The following is a 20847-nucleotide window of genomic DNA, read 5'->3' on the forward strand; positions in this document are numbered from 1 at the left end:
GGTGGAGCCATGAATCCCACCGCAAGACCGCACGAGCCCGCACCGTCGAGGACCTCATCGCAGCGTAACCAACCGGCCACCCGACAGGCTCTAAGCCTTGTTCTCCGGTCGGGGCTGTCCGGCCGCCCGATACCTGCGCTATGCGCCTTCCGGAGCGGGAAGCTGGATTTCCTGGGCCCGTGAGATCCAGTGGATGCGCTGCCGCGACGGCAGCAGGCTGTAGTGCAGGGTGCGCAGCCCGGACCCCTCGGTCAGGTGCCATGGAGCGATCCGCCACAGTCCCTCCCGGTCAGGGACCGGCTGGACCGGGCAGCCGGTCAGCACCAGACCCCAGCGGTCCGTACTTCCGTTGTCACGGTCGTCCTCCACGGTCACCGTGCCGAGCACCTTGTACGGCAGCTCCCTCCCGACCTCGCTTGCTGTGAAGTTCTCCGAGAGTTCCTTGACGGTGAATTCGCGTTGCAGGTACACATCCCGGCTTGTCTCGCCGGGTTCCAGGAGGATGACGCCGGCGGCAGTGGGCCGCCTGTCCTCATCGGCGACGACCAGGTCGCCGTCGAACCGCGCCTGCACGCGCCGGTCGCTCAGATTTTCCAGGACCAGGACCTGCTGCAGTACCAGACGGTTGGCGCCGTCCTGATCCGCGGGGAAGTGCCAGGTGTGCCCGTGGGGCCAGGGGTTGCACGGCATCCCCGAGTTGGTCGCTGCCAGTGGATCCCACGGCGGGGGACTGAGCTTGAGGGTGACCCCTGGGGCCTGGGAATCGAGCCGGCTGCGGATGGCGTCGGCGGTCATGAGCTGGCTGACCTTCAGTGCTCCGCGCGTGAGGTAGCCCTGCCATACGACGCCACCGAAGGCCAGGGTGGTGCCGATCGAGCCGAGGGCGACCCAGAAGGTTTCTGACATGGCGGAGATTCTGGCCCCACTTACGCGGCCACGCGCCAGCGGCCCCCTACGGAATGGACAGTGGGGACGCAGCCGGGCGCCCCAGTAAACTCCGATGACCTCTGATCCTCCGTCGGACGGTCAGGAACTGCGAACAAGAAGGAAGCATGGCGGCAGGCATCGATGACTACCGACGCAGGTGCTGGGACGCGGCTCTGCACGCCTATGGGACCAGCCACATCTTCCAGAAGCGGGCCGCCCGGCTGAAGAGCAGGACAGACATGCTGACCTGGGTCGGCCTGGCGGTCCCGCTGCTCATCGGTGCCCTGGTAGGAACGTTCGGCCAGAACGAGCACTGGAGCGTCGTCCTGACCGTGGGGGCTGTGGTCGCAGCGGTACAACTCGCCATGAGTCTGTGGTCACTCGTCAAGCGATGGCCGGAGGAACTGGCCTACTCCTCTTCCTCAGCCACAGCCAACGAGACGCTGGCCTCCAGGTTCACCGCACTCGGTGAAGACCCCCCGGGGCACCAGGCGTTGCGGACCCAGTTCGAAAAACTCACCGTCGAAGACACCGCCAGGCGGGACAGGGACAACGAGAAAGGCGTGACAGAGAAGGAACGCCGCATGGGCATGCGCGCCGCGCTTCGGAAGTATCAGCGCCAGTGCGCCGCTTGCCATCAGGTTCCTATCACGATGGAGCCATCCGACTGCGCTGTCTGCGGACAGTTCTAACAGCCAGTCGTCCCTCTCGCCGGAGCAACGTGATCGCCTGGAGCAGCTCGCCGACGCGTCGCGGCTGCGGGCGGCGCTGTACCCGTCGCCGAAGCCGCCGCCCGTCCGGCGTCGCTCCCGCTCACGGCAGTACCCCGGTGGCCGGCCGAACCTGTGGCGCACCGCGCGGGGCCGCCGCCGGGGATGAGCCGGCACGGTGGACTCCACCGTGCCCCCGGTGGGGCCGGACGGGAGTTGAGTCCACTCGGAGAGTGGAGACCAGGGTGGTGCGCATCGGGTGGACTCCACTCCGGTGCTCAACATCCGGTGGGGGAGTCCAGGACCTCCCGGCGTCCGGCGCGCGGTGCGGTTCATCGCGCACATCGGTGCGCTGACGGTGCGGTTCATCAGGCGCACCGGTGCGCCTCCCGACGATGCAGTGCGCTGCCGCTCACCGTGCCGGCGCACCGGACGATGCGCACGGGAGTGGCCGCCACTCCCGCCCGCTCCCCCCGGTGCGCGTACAGAGGGTGACGGCGCATCGGATGCGGTGCACTCGATGCACCCCCCTTGACCAGGTGTGCCGCCGGATTCCACCCAGCCCATCGAGTGGAAAGCAACCCTTGTCCAGCCATGAGTTTCCGCGAGATCTTCGACGTTTCTCCTTGACCACGTCCGCTACCCCTTCGGAGGCGGCACGCACCGAGCCCTCGATGCACGGTGGCGGAGGGGAGATCTCTCCCTCACGGCGCACCGCGCACCGTCAGTGTGTGTAGAGCCGGTGCGTGGCGCGGACGATGCCGTGCACCCCCGCATCGCGGTGCGTTCCACCGGGTGGAGTGCACGACACCGTCCGCACCGAGTGGGGAGTGGAGGCCATCGTGTTGCGCACCGGGTGCGGGTGGAGTCCACTCGGTGAGTTCCACCGGGTGGGGAAGTGCGCTACATCGTGCGCAACTCAACGCACCGGTCCGCCCCCGCGCGCCGCTGCCCCGGACATCCGGTGCGCGTGGCGCGCGTCGCCCGCCGGACGTCGGCCTCCCGCTCGGCTCAGGCCGCGGCCGCCCCGTTCCGGGCGCTGGCATCGGTGCATCGATGCGGTGGGGGACAGGGCGCTACACGCTCGGGCGGCGGAGGTTCTCCTTGGCCGACAGCAGGCCGAGAACGGCGTGCTCCTGGTGATGGGCGTGCCAGCGCTCCGCCAGGGTCCGGTCGGTGAACAGGGCCAGTCCCCGCGCCGTCTCAGAGGTCAGGTCGACGGCGTCGAAGCCGCCGGCGGCCTGGACGAACTCCATCGCGATGTCGTGGAAGCGCGGGCCGCGGAAGTAGGAGACGTGCGTGTCGTCGGGAGCCAGGGGCTGGCCGCTCTCGTCGGACACGAGCGTGTGGGACGCCTTGCGGGACTCGTAGTAGGTGTTGACCTGCGGCTGGATCTCGGTGCGCATCGCGGCCAGCACGCGCTGGCGGTGCGTGGGTGCGTCCAGGCACTTCTGGTACGAGAAGGCGACCTTGCGGCCGTCAACCAGGACCGCCTCCGGGCCCTTGTGGTGACCGCGCGGGGTGGGGATGATCCGGAAGCGGTCGACCCCCGGGCCGACCTTGTCCGCCGCGTCGGGGTGCATGTCCAGCAGGTCTCGCAGCAGCAGGTCGTCGCCCTCCTGGTCGACGACCTGCCCGAGGCCGTAGCGGCCCAGGATCGCCTGTACCGCCTCCTGGCGGGCCTTCTTCGTCGCGTAGCGGCGCGAGCCGATCCAGACCTCGGGCACCTTCAGCTCCTCTGCCAAGCGGTGATGGGAGCGCTCACGCTAGAGCAGATCTCCTGGTCCGGGCGGGGCTTCGCCCTTGCTGTCAGCCTGCCGGGGGACAGGGAGCCGGTCGTGATGCCGCTCACGGATAAATCGGGAGGACAAGGGGGCGGTCAAGGGACGTAACGGGCATAGGTGGCGGGCGGCGGTCAGACCGCGGTCAAGGGGTGGCTTCGCACGGTGGCCCCGGCCCGCCCGCACATCGGCGTGCGGGCCGGACGCTCACCGTCCCGGCCGGCAGGCCGGAGAAATGCGAGGACACCGTGCCCGCCGACCACACCTCTGATCCCGCCCGCGAGCCGCACGCCGTCGCCGACCAGACGCCCGCCGGCGACGTGGACAAGGACCCGCAGGCCCCCTCCATGGGCCCCTCCATCACCCCCTCCACGGCTACTTCGCCCGCATCACGCGTATCCGCAGGTCAGCCCCGGCGGTCAAGGTCCCGCGACGCGTTCGACAACCCTTCTAGGTCTTTGAAGCAGACATGGAAGCCAACCCACACCCGAAAGAAGGAAGTGCTGAAGGCTCTCGGGATTTTCCAGAGGGCTACCGCTGAACACCTGTGGTGCATGCTGCGCCCCGGAGACTCGCACGACCGGCTCACGAGGGACACCCTCAACGCCCTCGAGGGCGACGGGAAGGTCCGGGTGGAGACACGACTGGAGTCGAACCACCAGCTGTGGGTGCTCACTGAGCAAGGGCACAAGGAAGCCAAGCAGCTGCTGCCGGGGAACGTCCGGGTCTCCGCGCTGCGCAAGCCGAAGTACGACACCCACGGCAACCCGGTCGTCGACGACGGCTTCGACGAACACGCCGCCGCCATCACGATGACCGCCGCGGTCCTCACCGGGGCCGGCTTCGGCACACCGCTGTCCTGGCAGACCGAGATCGGCCACAAGCTCCCCTACGGGTACACCCAGTACGCCGACCTGACGATGCGCGCCCCGGACGCCGACGTGCCCGCGATGCTCCTGGAGGTCGACCGGGTGAACGAGCCCGTCGACGACCTGGTGGCCAAGGTGCGCCGCTACAGCGACTGGTTCGAGCTCCTGGCGCCGAAGGCCGACGCGGTCAAGGAGAAGGCAGCCCGTCGGCAGGGTGCGGCGGTGCACGACTTCCCTCTGTGGTCGCGGATCTACTCGGCGACCGGGCGGGAGGGCTGCGTGCCGGTGGCGTTCGTGTTCACGGGCAAGACGACGGCGCAGCGCGCGAGCCGGATGCGGCGCCTGGAGCAGGCCGCCCGACGCTACTTCGCCGGCGCCGCGTACCCGGGCGCTCAGTTCACGGCCGTCGACTACCACTAGGCGGTGCCCGTGGTCGTCACCGAGCTGGAGCGGATCACCGCCGACCCCAAGGGTGCGGCAGGCAAGGTGTGGCGGCGGCTGGGCCGCGAGGAGTGGCAGACGCTGGGCGAGGCCCTGGACAACCCGGACGGTGAGCGGCTGTACCGGGTGGAGATGGAGCAGTTCCGCAGGCGCCAGAAGGAGCGCGAAGCCGCGGCCCGCGAGGCGCAGCGGCCCGTGTGCAGGCGCTGCGGAGCGAAGTTCACCGACGACCGCTGGGACACGGTCCGGCGATACCCGGCGCAGGAGCACCGCGAGCTGTGCGATCCGTGCCTGACCGAACACCATGAACAGGTGCAGGCGGAACGAGCCGCGCAGCGCCAGGCGGAGGAAGCCGCAGCCCGGGAGGCGGCCGAAGCGGAGGCGAAGAAGAACCGCGGCCTGTTCGGCCGCCGCCGGTAGCCGGAGCGCGGGCCGGCGGCCGGAGGACGTCTTGTCCGCTGCCGGGCCGGGGCGGAAAGATCGGATGCGGACCATCCACTACCGAGGGGGAAGAACACGGTGAGCAACAAGCTGCTGGCGCCGGACGGCTGGCTCGTACTGGGACTGCCATGGCCGGAGCAGACCCAAGATGGCTGGGGTGAGTGCGCGGTGGCCGTCGCTCCGACGATGATTCCCCGCCATCTCGTCAGCAAGGGCGCCGGCATCGCGCTCGATCTCGCGACCAGCCTGGCCCGCGACCCGAACGACGGGCCGGGCAAAGCGGTCTTCTTCTCCGACGTCACCCTCTGGCTCGACAAGCAGGGCAAGGACTGGGCGGACTTCGGAGCCGACTACGAAGCCGTCATCGACGAACTCGTCAACGCCCCGGTCCCGCAGCTCTACATGACGCTCGTGCAGAAGGCCCACGCCATCCTGTGCGACGCCAGCCGCGACGGGGTGCGCCTGTACTACCCGGGCGGCGACGTCGAACACGTCACCCCGCAGGTCCGCGCCGACGTCCACGCCGCCATCACCACCAGCCTGGAGCGAGACTGGCCTTCCTACATTCAGGGCCTTATAGACCGCGGCGCACTCCAAACTCAGTAGTCACACGGCGACGGGCTCCGGCCTCCTGCGGAGATCGGAGCCCGCGCTGTCGGTGGTGGCTGGCAGGCTGAACGGATGAACAACGGTGACGAGCAGCTGCTGCGCGGCCGGGTGTACGGCCACGACCACGACGACCCCACCCCGGCCCGCTCCCTACGCCGCGCTTGTCGGCGGGCCGCTGGACGGACTGCTGCTCGACATCACGGGCTGGCGGCCCGAGGAAGTCGACGACGGTGTCGCCCTGACCACCGAGCTCGGGCGGTGGCCCGGCGGCCGCGCCCTGTACGACCCGCGCCCCGGTGAACCTCGCACACCCGGGCCCGGCGTCAGCTGCCGCTTCTACTACTCCGGCGATACGCCCTGAGAGCCCACCCCTTGAACCTCACGGTCCTTGGCGAATCCAGCACATGAGGGTATGGAAGGTGGCAGGCTCTGGCGAAAGATCCAGGGGAGAGGACGCCGATGGAGAACTTCTTCGAGCGAGTGGCGCAAGCATGGCCGGCGGGGCGGCGTGACCTGCACTGGCACATCCTCCCGGCGGCGAGCGAGGCAGACGCACTGCTCGCGTCCTACCCCGAGACCGTGTTCGCGCGTCCGGGGCTGGTGCGGGTGCCGAGTGAGTGGCTCCATTGCACCCTCGCCCTCTCAGAACTACTCATTTATGCGACCCGCGCCGTTCGCCGCGAGCCAGTCCCGGATATCCCTCGCCTCTCGCATGCGTCCGAGCCTGAAGAGCAGATCCACCTGCAGGTCCAGCACGGCGCAGAGCGGTGAAAGGAACCGCTCGGGTGTAGCTGCCACGAGCTTGCGGAAGATCTCGATCGCTTCCCCCGTCGCCTGCAGAGCCCCAGACGAGTCCTGCCGCGCTTGATACCGCACCCATGCCCAAGCGTGCAGCGCGGTGGCGAGGCCGCCTTCGTAATCGGTCGGGTCGTCTGCCGCAAGTTGGCGGTAGATCTCGACCGCCTCTTCGGCGGGGGCCAGTGCCTCCTCCCGCCACCACCCTACTTTCAGTCGCTGGGCAGCGAGGCCGGACAGTGCGGTGGCGAGGCCAGGTTTGTGGGCGGCGGGGTTGTCTGCCGACAGCCGACGCAAGGTCTCCACCGCCTGCTCGGCGGTGGCCCGCGCCTCCCACGCCTGTGTCTCCTTGATCTCGCTGTGACCCTCCCGAAAGATGCTCTGCTGCGCTTCGAGTGTTTCCCGTAGCATCCCCAGGGCCTCTTCGATCCGACCACCCTGGCATAAAAGGGTCTCGCCAAGCATTCGCTTGGTGATGAGGGTGTGTGGATGCAGAGGGGAAAGCCCTGCCGTACGCCGCCGCACACAATCGGCTAGAACTTCTGCGGCCTCGGAAAAGCGTTTCTGTCTGAACAGGGAGAAACCGAGTCCGTACTGTGTTGCGAGCTCGTTGTCCCGTTCGGCGGGAAGTTGCTGCTGGCTGGCCAGTGCCCGGCGGAAGATGTTCTCCGCCGCCACGAATTCCTCGCGATGCAGGTGCCTCCAAGCTTGGTCGTGCAGCGACACCAAAAATGCGGAGTCGTCGGCACCGAGAACACGCTCCAGATCTGCGCTCACCTTCTTAACGGTGTCCGTATCTTCGACGAACCATGCGCTCTGTCGACGCGCGGCCAAGGTCGTCTTATCCCGTGGACCGAGAATCCGCTCATATGCGGTCACAACTCTGTCGCTGTAGGCGCGCATGACATGCCATACTTCTTCTTCTTCGGCCCGAGTGCTCTCCTCGCTGAGGTAGAACACAGCGCGCTGTAGCAGGGAAGCGGTCTCGACGTTATCTGCGGCCGGATTCCTGTGCGTGTTGTCAGCCAGGGCGCGAATGTGCGCGATGACCCTCCGCCACTGATTCCAGGCCGACGAGTCGCCGGGGACCGCCTTGTGAAGCATCGTGGTGGCCTGGTCGCGGGCGTGTGCGATTAGGACGGGGTCGCGGTGCGGGCCCGTGGGGTCGGGGGTGCGGGTGACGGCTTGTACCAGGCGGTGGACCTTCAGATGCGGGCCGTTCTGCGGATCGGCGGGCTCGCGAGTGAGCATGTTGTATGCGACCAGTTTCCCGATCGCCTCGCCCAGGCCAGGCTGGGGGGCCAGGGGGTCGAGGAGGCTGACAGGGATCTGGTCGGGGGCGTACCAAGCCAAAATACGCAGGATTTGCCCGGCCAACGGAGTGCCGTCGAACCGGTCCAGGGTGATGTTCCAGGTCCGGGCGATAACTCGCCCGGAGTCGGTGTCCTCGTCGCCGGTTGCGTACATGTGGGCTGGGTGGTCGGCCAGCCGTTGCAAGTACTCACGTGCGGTGGGTTCGTCCCCGGGCTGGTTCTGTGCGATGTATACCCCGGCTTGGGTGAGGGCCAACGGCAGGAAGCCCAGTTCCGCACACAGTTCGGCGCCACCGTCCAGGGCGCCGGGCGTAGCGCCGATTGTCTCGGCCAACAGGGTCAGGGCTTCGTCGGGTTCGAGTACATCCAGGGGTACCGGTGTTGCGCCGATCTGGTTCCACCCGTTTGATCTGCGGCTGGTGGCCAGGAAACGGCCACCAGCCCCGCGCAGGCGGCCTAGGAGCGCGCTGATGACCTTCGGTGAGGTTACGTTGTCCAGGACCAGCAGCCACCCCCGGTGGGCAGCCAGCCATAAGGTCGCGCGTTCGGCCAGTGCTTCCGAGGGCAAGGCGGCCAGTTGTGGTTCGAGCGCGAGCGCGAACCGGCGCAGGCCTGCCTCGATCCCGGCGGCGTCCTCGGCGGTGATCCACACCACCTGCGAGTACCGGTCGGCGTGCAGGGCCACGTAGCGGGCCGCCAATGCACTCTTGCCGATCCCGCCGAGACCGTGCACGGCCTGCACCACCGCCCCGGGTCCTGCGGCCAGGGCCTGTTCCAGACGGGCCAGCTCCGGTCCGCGTCCCACGAACAGCGGGACGTGTGTGCTGACCCCCACCGGCCCGGCTGCCGCCGGCATCTCCTCGACCGGCGGCAGCGGCCCCACGGCGAACTGCACGTGCTGGGTGTTGTGGTCACCGACCTGGATGAAGGCGGGGCCGTTTAATGTGTTGTTGTTCATGCCTTCACCCGCCGGGCCCGCCCCAGTCTGGTCATGTCTGGTCATGTCTGGGGGCCGAAGCGGACGTCCTGCCGGTTGAAGTTCCCGGCCTGGAATGCCGTCTGGTCATTGAACTTGTTGCCGGACACCAGGCCCGCGGGGGCGGCTTCCTCCAGGAGTTGCTGCAGTTCGGCGGCGACCCGGTCACGCTGCTCGTCGCCTATGTCTTCGAGCAGGGCTTCGATGCGGGTGGCCCATGCCGTCTCCTGCCGTGTCCTGGCCCGCTCGGCCGCGTCCGTTCCGGCGGTGCCGGCGGCGGCCAGTTCGGCCGCGCTGCGGTCCAGCCGCTCCAGCTCGCCGCGTTCCCGCGCGGTGTCCCCGCGTCCGAACCACCGCGCCAGCCGGCTGCGCAGCCCTTCCCACGCATCGCTTCCCGCCGCCTGCACCACCGTGGTACCCCCTGCTGCGGCCAGTGCCGTCAACGCCTCAGGCAGCATCACGCCCCCTACTCTCATTCCCTGCACGCCGGTTGTTCTGAAACCGTAGCGTCCAACCGGGTGTGTACACAGCATCTTTGCCCGGTATACATCCAGCTACAGGCATCCGGTTCTCCGTCGGCGCTTCATGCGGCCCAGCCCAGGCCGACCGCGGTCAGGTCTCCTCGCGCAGCACGGTGAAGTCCACGTTGAGCTTCGTCTCGTACGCCTTGGGCTGGATGCCGAGCTCGTGCGTGGAGTACTCGCCGAACCGGTTGATGTGCTCGCGTTTGCTGCCGGTCACGCCGCTGCTTCTTGGGCTTGAACCGTCCCATCGAGGTACCCCCTCTGTGTGTGATCAGCCAAGCCTCAGCCAGGCGCGAGGCGGCACAAGACCGCCTCGCGCCATACCCCCCCAGCCGAACGGCAAGAGGCCCCCGGCACGCCGGGGGCCTCGCCGGGGACGGTGCCGGTCAGGGCAGGAAGTTCTGCTGCCACTGGAGCGAGTCCATGCTCAGCGCGGCGTCCGCGAGGGCCTTCGCGGACGGTGTCTTGAGCGAGGCGAGGCTGGTGTCGATCCAGTTCTGGGTGAGGCTGTAGCCCTGCTCCCGGTACTCCACCGCCTGCACCAGGCACTCGAGCTTGTCGGCGTCGCGGGCGACGACTGCCTCCGGCGTCTCGCCGGCCTCGTACTCGTCGACCGCGCTCTGCACCCCGGTACGGACGGCCGGGTGGGCGTTGGCGACCTGGTCGGCAGTCACCTCGCCGTTGGGCGCCGCACGCAGGTACTTGCGGCCGATGTGTGGGATGTCCCCGATCCGGGTTTCCTGCGAGTCGTGGAACAGGCACATCAGCGCGACCCGGGCGGGGTCGGCGCCTTCCATCATGGCGAGCACCGAGCCGATCACCCCGACGCGGAAGGAGTGTTCGGCGACGGACTCCGGCTGCTTGTTGCCGGTGAACCACCAGCCGGTCCGTGCGACGCGCTTGAGCACACCCATCTCGGAGATGAAGCTCGCGGTACCCTGGGTGGTGTCGTCAGCCATGCGGTCCTCCGGTGTCAGCGGTTGTGATCGAAAACGTAGCGGACATGAGTCAGGCCGCGACATCACCGGCATAGGCAAGAGGCGAGTACACACGGAAGAACTCTTCTCACGGAGACGGCCGGCCCCGTGGGCTGGGGCCGGCCGATGCTCAGGGAGGACGGTTTCAGCCGCGGCGGAGCTCGCCGCGGATGATGCCGCCGATGAAGGCGGTGTATTCGGAGTCGGTGAACAGGTGGGGTGCCTTGTCGGGGTTCTTCGAGTCGCGGAGCGCGACGACGCCTTGGTCGAGGAAGGCGATCTGGACGCAGTTGGTACCGCCGCTGCTCTCGCTGCTGGTCTGCCACTGGGCGTCACGCAGCTGGGACTCGACCCAGGTGGCGTGGAGTTCGTTCTTGTTCATTCAAGATCCTTGGCAATGGTGGTGAGGAAAGAGAGCGACGCCTTCTGCGAGAGGGCGTCAGATTTAAGCAGGTCGCTGGTGGTGCGGTATGCCTCCACCGCCGACGGTTCGTTGAGGTGGAGGGAGGCGCGGAGGGACTCGATGCAGACGAGATCCCGTCCGTTGGGGAAGGACATGAGCATGAACGGGCCGTCCATCCCGGCGTGGGCGCCGACCCGGTGCGGCAGGACCTGGATGGTGATGCTGGGCACGGTGCGCGCGAGGTCGATCAGGTGGCCTATCTGGGCGCGCATGACCGGCCGGCCGCCGACTTCCTGACGCAGCAGTCCTTCAGGGAGGACTGCCCAGATCTTCAGGGCCGGGTCGCGCTCGAGCATGTTCTTCTGGTGCTCCTGGCGCATGGACACGAAGCCGTCGATGTCCTCCTGGGTCTTCCAGGCCCGGCTGCCCTCGGTCACGGCTCGTGCGTACAGCGGTGTCTGCAGCAGTCCGTGGATGGATGCGGGGTTGAACACGAACAGGCTGCTGGCGCTCTCCACCAGGGAAAGGTAGTCACCGAGGGGGTCGTCGACGACGCCCCCGTAGCGCTGCCACCAGTCAACTTCCCCCGCTCGGCGCACCAGATCTCTCAGCCCTTCGCGTAGGCCGGGGTCGGTGATGTCGTACACCTCGAAGAAGTGCGGCAACTGCTGGATCTTGAGGCCCTGTACCCCCTTCTCGATCTTGCTGACCGTCGAGAAGGCCCGGTACCCGAGACGGCTTGCCGCCTCTTCCTGCGTCCATTCCAGGGCCTCGCGGATACGGCGGAGTTCTGCACCCAGGCGCCGGCGCCGGGGCGTCGGTTCGACCGGCATGCCCACCCCCTCTTCCGTTTCGGGGCCAGGGTAGCGCCCGAGCCAGTTCGTGAATATGCCAAATCTCCTGGAGGAAAGACTTTCCTACAAGACCACTTGCCGAACGGGTAGTTGGCCGTCACTATCGGACTCGGAACTGCGGACGGTGCTACCTCGATCACGCCACGTTGATCGTGTCGCGGCCCCAGAATCTAGGTTCAAGGTCATTTGGCCGGTTTCGGCTTGCTGCTCCGTTCTGCGCGGCCGTGACTCATGACAGCGGGCGCGTGACGCGTCCGCATCCGACACCAACAAGGGGGTCCCCGTGCCCGAGAAGGTCACCAAGGACAAGGTGCTGTGCTACGTCGTGCGCGACGGGAAGCTGCTGGTCTTCCGGCACACCGACTACAGCTACGAGGAGGTCGGCATCCAGGTCCCGGCTGGCAGCATCCGCCCGGGGGAGACGCCGGAGGCGGCGGCGCTGCGGGAGGCGGGGGAGGAGACCGGCCTGAACGACTTCAAGATTGTGCGGAAGCTCGGCGAGGCCGAGTACGACATGAGCCCCTACCGGTTCGAGTTGCAGCGCCGGCACGTATTCCACCTGGAGCTGACCGAGCCCACGCCGGAGCGGTGGGCCAGCCAGGAGGACCACGACGGTGAGCAGCAGCCGACCCGGTTTGAGTGCTTCTGGATCCCGCTGGAGGCCGCCCACGTGCTGCAGTCCGGCCAGGGCGCCCTGCTGGGACGCCTGTACGACTGAGTCCCGTCCGGTCACGGCCCACCGCAGGAGGCAGCCGATGCACCGCACCACCGAACAGCATGGACCGATCGAGATCGAGCAGCTGTACCGCGGCCTGGACGTCGAGGGCACCACCAGCGCCGTGTCGGTGATTCTGAAGTTGCGCGGTGAGACCTGCGACATCGACTGCCTGTACTGCTACGAGAAGCGCAAGGAGGCCCCGGGAGGCGCCCGGATAGACGCCGGCCAGGTGCGGCGGCTCGCCGAGCTCTTCGCGGGGCGGCCCCTCGCCGTGGAACTCCACGGCGGCGAGCCGCTGACGGCGGGCCGTGAGCGCATCGCCGAGGTGCTGCGCGAGCTGGCCGCGCAGCCGAGCGTGGTCCGGGTCTCGATGCAGACCAACGGCGTGCTGCTGGACGAGCAGTGGCTGGACCTCTTCGACGCGGAGTACCCGGGCCTCCAGATCGGCATTTCCCTGGACGGGGACGCGAAGGGCAACGTGTGGCGCGTCGGCTACGACGGCAGGCCCGTCTACCCGCGCGTCGCCGCGGCCCTGCGGCTCCTGGCCGAGCGCGGCCGCACGGCCGGGGTGATCGCAGCGGTCACCCCCGCCATCCTCGGCCGCGCCGAGGCCGTCCTGGACCACCTGGCCGGGTTCGAGGCCGTCAACGCGATCAGCTTCGTGCCGTGCTTCGACACCGCCGTGCGGCGGCCCACCGCCGCGTCCGGGCAGCGCGTCCCGGCGAGCCGGCAGCTCCAGCAGGCGGCCGTCGACGGGGCGGGCGGCCCCGCCTGGGCGATCAGCCCGGAGGCGTACGCGGTGTTCGTGCTCGCCGCCACCACCCGCTGGATCCACGCCGGGTACTTCGCGCGCCTGAAGCTGGAGCCGGCGGTCTCCACCATCCGGCGCCTGCGCGGACTGGGCTCGGGGTTCTGCCACTTCTCCGACCTCAAGTGTGACCACGTCTTCACGCTCTACCCGGACGGCCGGTTCGGCAGCTGCGACGAACTGCCGTGGCCGCAGGCCAAGTTAGCCCGCCTCGACCAGGCCGGTGACCAAGCGGGGATCATCGCCGCGCAACGTCGGCTGCCCCTGCTGAACCAGGGCAAAGACCTGATGGAGCGGTGCACCACCTGCGACTACCGTTCCACGTGCGGCGGAGGCTGCATCGCCACCCGCGTGCGCTACGAGAAGGCCGGGGACCAGGACGCCTACTGCGACTACCGGATGCGGATGATCGACGGCATCGCCGCCCTTCTCGCGCAGCCCGCCCACCCGGCCGGCGCCTGGTGCAGCACCACCCGCTGGCGCCCCCGCACGCCGAACAGCATGCGCGACATCGACGCCTTCCTCGCCCGCTGGAACGACTCCGACGCGCCCCGCCCTCCGGTGCGGCTGCACACCAGCGCGCACGGCAACATCAACAACGTCGGCCGGCCCGGCATCCACGAGGCCGACGAGCTGGACCCCGCCCACCCCCAGTGGCGCGCGGCGATCGAACCCGGCATCCGCCCCCTGGTAGACGCCGTCACCGACGCGTGGGGCCTCGTCACGTACGACAGCTGCCAGGGCCACCCCTACACCAGCCTCGACCTGGCACCCGCCGAACGCCGGATCGGCATCCTCCCGCGCGACCGCACGCAGTACGCCCGGACGGCCGCGGCCCTGTGCCGCAGGGTCACCGCGGCCGCGCCCGCGCTGCCGCCCGCCGTGCGAGCGACCGTCGGGCGCGCAGAACTCCAGTGCGAGAGAAGCAGGCGCACCGTCCCGGTCCTCGACCTGGTCCTCCTGCCCGCCCCCGGGTACGGCTGGCCGGCGTACTTCGCCGCTGTCGACATCGCCACCTCCGCGCTCGTCCGCGCGCTCGCCGACGAGCACCCCACCGTCGGCCACGACTGCGCCTGCCCCGCGCCCCGGCCCGTCCAGGCCGCGGCCCAGGAGGCACGGAGGTGACCACCGCCCCGGACGCGCTGACGATCCACCAGCTGCTCGGGCGGATCGTGTACTTCCACGCCCTGTACATCGCGCCCGAACTGCCCGCCGGCCCCCCGGCGCAGCACGGCCCGGTCTGCTGCAACCACGGATCGGCCCCCGGCCGGCGTCCGGCCGCTGCTCTCCCCGCCGGTTCGGCCTGGCACGCGCTCGTCGACGTCGCGACCGCTCTTCCGTCCCATCACCGGCCGTGCCCGAACACCGCCGGGGCGTGCTGCGCGACCTGCCGGGTCGCCGCCGCCGCCTCGGCGGTGGCCGGCGGATGGGCGCTGACCGAACACCGCGCCTACCGGCAGGGCGACCCGACCGCGCAGCTCGTGAAGGACTGCCGGTCCGCGGCCGCGGACCGGATCGCCCGGGTCTTCGCCGCCCAACACCACACGGCCTGCCCGGCGCTCGGCGGCCTCGCCGCCCCGGCGCCGCAGGCACTGCCCGACGTGGACACGCTGCCGCTCACGAGCGAGCTGCTGGCCCTGTGGGCGGACCCGGCCGCCACCACCCGCCACCCCGTGGCCAGCTGGCTCAACCACTGCACCGGCCTCGCCGACGTCCGCCGCGTGCTCGATTCGAGGAGGAGCACCACGTGATCCACATCGCCGAAACCGTCGCCACCGGCAGCATCGAGGACTTCCTCACCTCCGAGGAAGGAGACCGACTCGCCACCGTGATGCACACCTTCCTCACCTCCGAGTCGCGCGACCGCTTCGGCGAGCAGCGCACCCACTCCATCCACGAGATCCCAGGCCACTCCCCGGAGCAGGCGATGGCCGTGTACGAGCCGGCCGGGCGGGTGGAGATACCGAAGATCCCTGCCGAGGCCGAGGACCTGCTCCAGCTCGCCTTCGACCGGGCCCGCCCGGCGCTGTCCCGCGTCATGCCGTCCATCACCACCTGCCGGCCCTGGACCTACGTCGAGTACGGCCCCGGCCAGCGCATCACCAGCCACCTCGACGGCATCGCCCCCGACCCGCTCGCCTGGCCGCGGCAGATCGCCGGGATCAGCGTTGTGATCAGCCAGGCCCAGGCCGGCGGTGCCTTCTACGTCGAGAGTTCCTCCAGCGACCGCCTGTGGAACAGGCGCCTGGACCACGACCCGGACAGCGACTACGCGAACGGCATGTGGCTCGCCCACGACGGCGCCGACCACTCCGCCGACTGGTTCGCCGCCATGCCCCGCACTCGGTGGAACGTCAGCCCCGCGCCCGGAACCGCCCTGCTGTACGGATCGCAACTCGCGCACGGCACCGAGCCGGTCACCAGCGGCCGGGTCGCGAAGTTCATCAGCTGGCTCATCGCCGAGAAGGACTGAGAGGCAAGCCCATGCTGCTGGCCCTGGAAGGCATCGCCGGCGCGGGCAAGAGCACGCTGCGCGACCGGCTCCTCGCCGACGCCCATGCCGCGCACATCGCCCTGGGCCACATCGGCCAGTTTTCCTGGCTGTCCCTGCCCGCCACCCACACCCTCATCGGCCTGCGGGCCGGCTGCCCGGCCGCCACCAGCGATCAGGCCCTGGCCGCCGCCCGCGCTGATCTGGAGCTCCACGCCCGGCACAACCTCACCCCTGCGCTGGCCATGGGCCCGCTGGTCGCCGACCGGCTCACCCTGTCGACCGCCTGCCTGCTCGCCCTGCTGCACCACCGGCCGGCCGAGGACTACGTGCGCTCCCTGGCCGAGGTGCGCCCGGCCCGGGCCGCGCTCACCGTCCTGGTGACCACCGACCCCGACCTGTGCCAGGCCAGACTGCAACGCCGCCCGACAGCCCGCCGCTTCGCCGAGGACCCGGCGACCGCCGCCCGCCTCGCCGGCCTCTACGAACAGGCCGCAACGGCCTGGACGGACATCACCGGCCTGCCGGTACTGCGCCACCCGTGCACCACCGAAACCGACCTCGACCTGCTGGCCGCGGCGTGTCTGGACCGGCTGCGCGAAGCCGCCCGGCCCGCGGCCCGAATATGAGGAGCGTCCCCGCCATGCGCCTGCACCCGATGCACCCTGCCGCCTGGGTCCTCGACCAGCTCCGCGACGCCGGATGGCACATCGACGACCTGCTCGTCTTCACCCGTGCCAGCACCCTGGTCCTCGCGCACCGCGACACCGCCGCCCCGGTAGTCCTCAAGGCCGGATTCGGAAGCAACCACGTCCTGGCCGAACTCGACGAGAACACCCGGCCGGCCGCCTACGGCTTCTACTGGTACGCGGAGATGACCGAGGCCGAACGCGCCCTGACCCGCGCCGACTTCCGCCACGAGATCGCCGTCGCGCGCACCGCCACCGGCGCCGCGCACATCGTGCCGCTGCTGGAGGACGGCAGCACCGACCGGTTCGACTGGTACACGATGCCCCACTGCGCAGGCGGCAGCTTCCGGCCCCTGCTCACCGAAGCCGGCTCCACGGCGGCCGGCCTGTGAAGTGCCGTTTCAGTGTCAGTAGCCGCATGCCGCTTCTCTGGCATCATCGGATCCCCTGGGCCTGCCTTCTGACGTGGTGAAACCGTCTTCGATCCACTGGCGTCTAGTGGCATCAGGCGCTGGCAGGTAGTGGCATCAGTCAAGGACAGCTTCGTGGCACTTCCTATAGGGCCCGCTGCGAACCGTGGGGCGGCACCAGCGGCTCTGATTCTCGGGTGGTACCGGCTGTGACGATCAAAACCAAGGAAGCGTGGCTGGTCCCGGTGGCGGGTTCCGCCGCCCGGCCCGAGGGGCCGTTCGGCACGCAGCCCCGGGATGTCAGTGGGGTGCTGGACACTGGGCGTGCGTACTGCGGCAAGCGAGACCAGGGGAACGACGTGAGTGATGATGCTGTCCAACTTGAGAAGCGTATTCGTTTCGCCCTGAGCATCCTCGGCGAGAGCAACAGCCACCACGAATTCGAAGCCTTGTGCCTGGGCCTGGCCCGCCGGAGGATCACCAGCAATCTGCTGCCGGCGACCGGGCCCGTCAGCAGTGGCGGTGATCAGGGCCGGGACGCCGAAAGCCACTGGACCAACATCCCGCGAGAACTGCCCGGCACCTCCTGCTTTGTGGCGCTGGCCTCCACCGAGCGGGTGGTGATGGCCTGCACCATCCAGAGCACCGATGTCCTAAGCAAGATCCGAAAAGACCTTGCTTCGATCTGCGGGCAGGGCGCACCCGTTGACCGCGTCATCTACTTCACCGTGACCGCCGTGCCCACCAGGAAACGACACGACCTGATCGAAGAAGCTGCCCGGACGCATCAGGTCGGTCTGGAGATCTGGGACGCCGCTGCCCTCGCCCTCCACCTCGCCGACTACGATCTGTTCCACCTCGCGGTCCAGTACCTTCACCTGCCCTCCGACCTCACCCCGTCACGCCCGGACAGCGCCGGACACCTGCCCGACTGGTACGTCGAAGCCCGCTGGCGATGGCGGGCAAACGACGAACCGGCCCGCACCCTGGGCGACTTGGTGGACCTGAGGGCGCCGCTGCGCCATGCCACCTTCCACGATGAGGCGAGAGCCGACCTGCCGGAGTGGATCGGCTACGCACGTGCCCTCCTGGCTGCCGCAGCGGGGGAGGACACCGCTCTGCGGGCCCGCTACGAGATCGTTGTGGCGACCCTGCGCGGCCTCGGCGACATGCACCCGACGGACCAACAGGCCCGCGACTTCTTCGACACGATCACCGCCGACGACACCCTCACCGACCCTGGAATCCTCGAAGACGCCGTCGTGCTCCTCGGATACGGGTTCGGGGCTCTGATGCGCGGCCTCACGGCGTTGACCGCAGACAACCTGTGCCGCTGGCAGCGCCTGCTGGCAGACAAGATCGACCGCCTGCTGGACACGGACCCGCCCGCCAACGCCATGGCCCATCTGTTGGCCATGCGGGCCCGCCTGGCCCTGCATGCCGACATGACCACCGACCTCGAATCCGTGCCCAAGGACCTGCCGACCGTCCCGGAGGTCACCGCATCCGTCCTCGAAGCGGTGCAAGCCGGTGAACAGATACCTGTCCTGCAAACGAAGCCGCCGCTCACCGACCTCGACACCGGCATGCACACCCTGCTGCGGCTGGGCCGCCACCTGGACAACGCGCCGCTGTTCCCCATCGAGCACACCGCCGACCTCTTCGACTACCTCACCCCCGTACTCGTGGACCACCCGCTGTATCGGGAGGTCCGTGACCTGCTCGACCAGGCCACCGACCGCGTCACCGGCCAGACCGCACGAGGCGAACGCGCCCAGTCCCGAGGCCACGCCCTGATCAAGAACGGCCGCCTTCCGCAAGCGCTCCAGGAAATCCACGAAGCCAAGGCCAACTGGCTGCGCGGCGACACCCTCGAGGGCGGCCTGATCATGCTGCTCCTGTGCGCGCACCTCTACAGCGAACTCGGCCTGCCCATCGCCGCCAAGCAGTACGCGCTCGCAGCCGCCACCGCCGCGAAGTCCGCACCCGACCCGGAACTCAGCTGACCCTGACTTCCGGCGTATGGCCACGCAGCTGCGGGCAGAAGGGTGGCGTGACTGGCATCTGCTGACCGCCATCGCGAACGCGGCCGGAAACTATCGCGCCCAGCAGCAGGGTCTGCGCCCCTCCCCGGGCGATTCCCACGAACACCGAGCCCGCATCCTTGCCGCCATGCAGGCCCCCGAGCGTTCCGACGACCTGCCTGTTCCTGCAGGAGCATTCACCGAACACGCCCTGCGCTCTCACCTGTCCGCGGCTGCCGTGAGCACCGCGCGCGGCCTCGGCCTCGTCATCCGCCCTGGCTCGCTCGACCCGCAGGCACTGCTGCTGGTGCTCGGCGAACGGTACGGCTACTGGACGGACGACATCGAGCACACAGACCCCTTCGGCTGGCCGACCGCAGAGGACGACACGATCTGATCGGCAGGGGAGCGTACGAAGGAACAGCACACACCGCCCGCCCAGACGCCCAGTGCGGCCTTCGGGCATGGCACTTCGACCGCCTCAAGGCAGCCCTTGAAGCTGCCGAAGTGACCATGACGGCAACCAGCGGACCGGCTGGGGGGAAGATCCCGCCCGCGTCGGGGCGGCCTTCAGGCCGGGCGGCTCGCCGCCGCCGAGGCCGGTACGAGGCGGGCTGCCGCGTGCCGGCCCAGGGCGTGGACCTCGTCGAGGGCCGGGTCCAGGGCGGTGACATCCTGTTGGAAGGCTTCCAGTCTCTCGGGGTCGGTGCAGATGCTGAGCAACAGAGAGGTGAACGATTGCCAGGCGTCGGCTGGAGAGCGACGGCTGATGTATTCAGCGCAGTCCAGGTAGTGGCGTACGCGCGGGTTGGCCGCACGGACCTGCTCGATGTGCTGCAGTGCGGGATCCTGCAGGCAGGCCCGGTAAGCCAGGCGTAGCGGCAGGGCGGACTCCACCAGCACGGCGAGCACGTGGCGGACTGTGCAGATGGTGCCGTAGTCCGTCTCGCGCAGTCGGCGTGCCCTGTCGGCCGTGAGCATCCAGCTCGGGTCGGCCAGCCTGTTGCCGGAGAGCTCGCGCTGCGCGGCGATGGCCGTCATCTCGGTGAACGCCTGAGCTGACAGGGCTTCATCGTCTTCTGACCCCAGTGACTGTTGGAGGGATTCCATCACGCTGTCCGCGCCGAATTCCTCCATGCCGAGCACTGCGGCTGCCGCGAACGTAGCCAGTCCCTGAGCGTCCGCCCGGCTGTGTGGATCAGCCGGGTGGACGCCGCCACCTGCCGAGCGCATTCTCCGCGCCTGGTGATAGCGCCTGGTGTAGTAGGCGTGTGCGGCAGCATGCGCGGCCTCCGCACGCCGCTCAGGATCGTCGCCCACGGCTTCGACAGCCCGTTCGACGACGGTCACCGCACTTGACCGGTCCTGGCCGAGGTACCACGTCAATGCCTTACGAACCCCACGTTCGGGCAGCGGAACCCAGGTGGCGACGAACGCATCCTCGCACCGCGGGTGCACGGTGAAGACGCGGAGCACGGCCTTTTCAAGACGCGTCTTCCTGGCCGTGGCCAGAGCAAGGGCCTCGGCCACCCCGGCGGTATCGGCCGTGAGTTCCGACACCGATCCGGCACCTCTTCCCAGACCGCGCCGGGTGGCCCACGGCAGGGCCCCGAACTCACGCCAGCGCCTTATCCGGGCCCAGCTCACGCACAGATCCCGCGCCCGCAGCAGTTCAGACAGCTCTCGCTCAGCCGCACTCGGCCCCTTCCACGCCACGGCCACACTTTAGTTAGAACCCCGCGATTATGCCGCCCGGTTGCCGGCTGCCGAGATGGCCTACTGGATCGCACGCCCGCCGTCCCAGCACGTACCTGACGGGTGCGACGTTCTCAACTCCCTTCACACGTAGGAGGATTCATGCCACGACCTGTTCGCCGAACCCGACGCCTGCTGCATGCCGCAGGCTTCGCCATGCTCCGCGGCGCCGCGTACGCGGCCGGCAGCACCATCATGACCGGGTTGCTCGTGTGGCTGATCTCGCGGTGAGCCCAACGCACCGGCCGCGGAGCCCGCCGTGGCCGTCTTCGCGCGGCGCGCCTCCCGGATTGCCTCGAAGGCGTGGGCAGTCCTGAGCGTGCCGTAGCGGC

22 protein-coding genes and 1 pseudogene are annotated in these 20847 nt (G+C 69.2%); 14 read left to right on the plus strand and 9 right to left on the minus strand.

The window, feature by feature from the left end:
• Window positions 1–138 precede the first annotated feature (138 nt).
• Entirely contained in the window at window positions 139–906 is a 768-nt protein-coding gene (locus ABTZ94_RS16555) for a hypothetical protein (RefSeq protein ID WP_351201676.1), read from the minus strand.
• Between the two features lie 146 nt (window positions 907–1052).
• On the opposite strand from ABTZ94_RS16555, the gene ABTZ94_RS16560 reads away from it, so the two are divergent.
• Window positions 1053–1619: a mobilome CxxCx(11)CxxC protein gene (locus ABTZ94_RS16560; RefSeq protein WP_351201678.1), complete on the plus strand. Its 567-nt coding sequence runs from the start codon at window positions 1053–1055 to the stop codon at window positions 1617–1619.
• Window positions 1620–2713: 1094 nt separating this feature from the next.
• On the opposite strand, the gene ABTZ94_RS16565 is transcribed toward ABTZ94_RS16560, so the two are convergent.
• Window positions 2714–3382, minus strand: a complete 669-nt coding sequence (locus tag ABTZ94_RS16565) for a DUF3223 domain-containing protein (RefSeq protein ID WP_351201680.1) — start codon at window positions 3380–3382, stop codon at window positions 2714–2716.
• Between the two features lie 383 nt (window positions 3383–3765).
• Here ABTZ94_RS16565 and ABTZ94_RS16570 point away from each other — a divergent pair, with 383 nt between their 5' ends.
• The 4 genes and pseudogenes from ABTZ94_RS16570 (at window position 3766) to ABTZ94_RS16585 (ending at window position 6139) form a co-directional block, all read left to right on the plus strand.
• A complete protein-coding gene (locus tag ABTZ94_RS16570; protein ID WP_351201737.1) occupies window positions 3766–4707 on the plus strand; it encodes a replication-relaxation family protein in 942 nt (313 codons plus the stop codon).
• Between the two features lie 3 nt (window positions 4708–4710).
• A complete protein-coding gene (locus tag ABTZ94_RS16575; RefSeq protein ID WP_351201682.1) occupies window positions 4711–5148 on the plus strand; it encodes a hypothetical protein in 438 nt (145 codons plus the stop codon).
• Window positions 5149–5247: 99 nt separating this feature from the next.
• On the plus strand, window positions 5248–5775 hold the full coding sequence (locus tag ABTZ94_RS16580; RefSeq protein ID WP_351201684.1) for a hypothetical protein: 528 nt from the start codon (window positions 5248–5250) through the stop codon (window positions 5773–5775).
• Between the two features lie 75 nt (window positions 5776–5850).
• Window positions 5851–6139: pseudogene (locus ABTZ94_RS16585) on the plus strand (hypothetical protein).
• A 287-nt stretch (window positions 6140–6426) separates the two neighbouring features.
• On the opposite strand, the gene ABTZ94_RS16590 reads toward ABTZ94_RS16585, so the two are convergent.
• From ABTZ94_RS16590 to ABTZ94_RS16615, 6 genes are all read right to left on the minus strand, one after another.
• Window positions 6427–8844 carry a tetratricopeptide repeat protein gene (locus ABTZ94_RS16590; RefSeq protein ID WP_351201686.1) on the minus strand — a complete coding sequence of 806 codons (2418 nt, stop codon included), beginning with the start codon at window positions 8842–8844 and terminating at the stop codon, window positions 6427–6429.
• A 41-nt stretch (window positions 8845–8885) separates the two neighbouring features.
• On the minus strand, window positions 8886–9320 hold the full coding sequence (locus ABTZ94_RS16595) for a hypothetical protein (RefSeq protein ID WP_351201739.1): 435 nt from the start codon (window positions 9318–9320) through the stop codon (window positions 8886–8888).
• Between the two features lie 154 nt (window positions 9321–9474).
• On the minus strand, window positions 9475–9603 hold the full coding sequence (locus ABTZ94_RS16600) for a hypothetical protein (protein WP_351201688.1): 129 nt from the start codon (window positions 9601–9603) through the stop codon (window positions 9475–9477).
• Window positions 9604–9772: 169 nt separating this feature from the next.
• Window positions 9773–10345 (minus strand): HD domain-containing protein, encoded by a 573-nt coding sequence (locus ABTZ94_RS16605; RefSeq protein WP_351201690.1) that lies wholly within the window; start codon window positions 10343–10345, stop codon window positions 9773–9775.
• A gap of 163 nt (window positions 10346–10508) precedes the next feature.
• On the minus strand, window positions 10509–10745 hold the full coding sequence (locus ABTZ94_RS16610) for a DUF397 domain-containing protein (protein WP_351201692.1): 237 nt from the start codon (window positions 10743–10745) through the stop codon (window positions 10509–10511).
• Window positions 10742–11599 carry a helix-turn-helix domain-containing protein gene (locus ABTZ94_RS16615; RefSeq protein ID WP_351201694.1) on the minus strand — a complete coding sequence of 286 codons (858 nt, stop codon included), beginning with the start codon at window positions 11597–11599 and terminating at the stop codon, window positions 10742–10744. Before ABTZ94_RS16615 ends, ABTZ94_RS16610 begins: the two co-directional genes overlap by 4 nt.
• A 304-nt stretch (window positions 11600–11903) precedes the next feature.
• Here ABTZ94_RS16615 and ABTZ94_RS16620 point away from each other — a divergent pair, with 304 nt between their 5' ends.
• The 8 genes from ABTZ94_RS16620 to ABTZ94_RS16655 all read left to right on the plus strand — a co-directional run bounded on the left by ABTZ94_RS16620 (window position 11904) and on the right by ABTZ94_RS16655 (window position 19157).
• Window positions 11904–12338, plus strand: a complete 435-nt coding sequence (locus ABTZ94_RS16620; RefSeq protein ID WP_351201696.1) for an NUDIX hydrolase — start codon at window positions 11904–11906, stop codon at window positions 12336–12338.
• 37 nt (window positions 12339–12375) lie between these two features.
• On the plus strand, window positions 12376–14271 hold the full coding sequence (locus ABTZ94_RS16625) for a radical SAM/SPASM domain-containing protein (protein ID WP_351201698.1): 1896 nt from the start codon (window positions 12376–12378) through the stop codon (window positions 14269–14271).
• On the plus strand, window positions 14268–14897 hold the full coding sequence (locus ABTZ94_RS16630; protein ID WP_351201700.1) for a hypothetical protein: 630 nt from the start codon (window positions 14268–14270) through the stop codon (window positions 14895–14897). The genes ABTZ94_RS16625 and ABTZ94_RS16630 overlap by 4 nt, the downstream gene beginning before the upstream one ends.
• Window positions 14894–15619, plus strand: a complete 726-nt coding sequence (locus ABTZ94_RS16635; protein WP_351201702.1) for a hypothetical protein — start codon at window positions 14894–14896, stop codon at window positions 15617–15619. The genes ABTZ94_RS16630 and ABTZ94_RS16635 overlap by 4 nt, the downstream gene beginning before the upstream one ends.
• Before the next feature lie 11 nt (window positions 15620–15630).
• Window positions 15631–16266, plus strand: coding sequence for a nucleoside/nucleotide kinase family protein (locus tag ABTZ94_RS16640; RefSeq protein WP_351201704.1), 636 nt, complete (start codon window positions 15631–15633; stop codon window positions 16264–16266).
• A gap of 14 nt (window positions 16267–16280) precedes the next feature.
• Window positions 16281–16718 carry a hypothetical protein gene (locus ABTZ94_RS16645; protein ID WP_351201706.1) on the plus strand — a complete coding sequence of 146 codons (438 nt, stop codon included), beginning with the start codon at window positions 16281–16283 and terminating at the stop codon, window positions 16716–16718.
• 377 nt (window positions 16719–17095) lie between these two features.
• Window positions 17096–18742 carry a hypothetical protein gene (locus ABTZ94_RS16650; RefSeq protein WP_351201708.1) on the plus strand — a complete coding sequence of 549 codons (1647 nt, stop codon included), beginning with the start codon at window positions 17096–17098 and terminating at the stop codon, window positions 18740–18742.
• Window positions 18743–18758: 16 nt separating this feature from the next.
• Entirely contained in the window at window positions 18759–19157 is a 399-nt protein-coding gene (locus ABTZ94_RS16655) for a hypothetical protein (RefSeq protein WP_351201710.1), read from the plus strand.
• 173 nt (window positions 19158–19330) lie between these two features.
• On the opposite strand, the gene ABTZ94_RS16660 is transcribed toward ABTZ94_RS16655, so the two are convergent.
• Entirely contained in the window at window positions 19331–20320 is a 990-nt protein-coding gene (locus ABTZ94_RS16660; protein WP_351201712.1) for a hypothetical protein, read from the minus strand.
• A gap of 297 nt (window positions 20321–20617) precedes the next feature.
• Here ABTZ94_RS16660 and ABTZ94_RS16665 point away from each other — a divergent pair, with 297 nt between their 5' ends.
• Window positions 20618–20746 carry a hypothetical protein gene (locus ABTZ94_RS16665; protein WP_351201714.1) on the plus strand — a complete coding sequence of 43 codons (129 nt, stop codon included), beginning with the start codon at window positions 20618–20620 and terminating at the stop codon, window positions 20744–20746.
• Window positions 20747–20847 lie beyond the last annotated feature (101 nt).

This window comes from Streptomyces sp. NPDC002785 (assembly GCF_040295565.1).
Classification (GTDB): domain Bacteria; phylum Actinomycetota; class Actinomycetes; order Streptomycetales; family Streptomycetaceae; genus Streptomyces.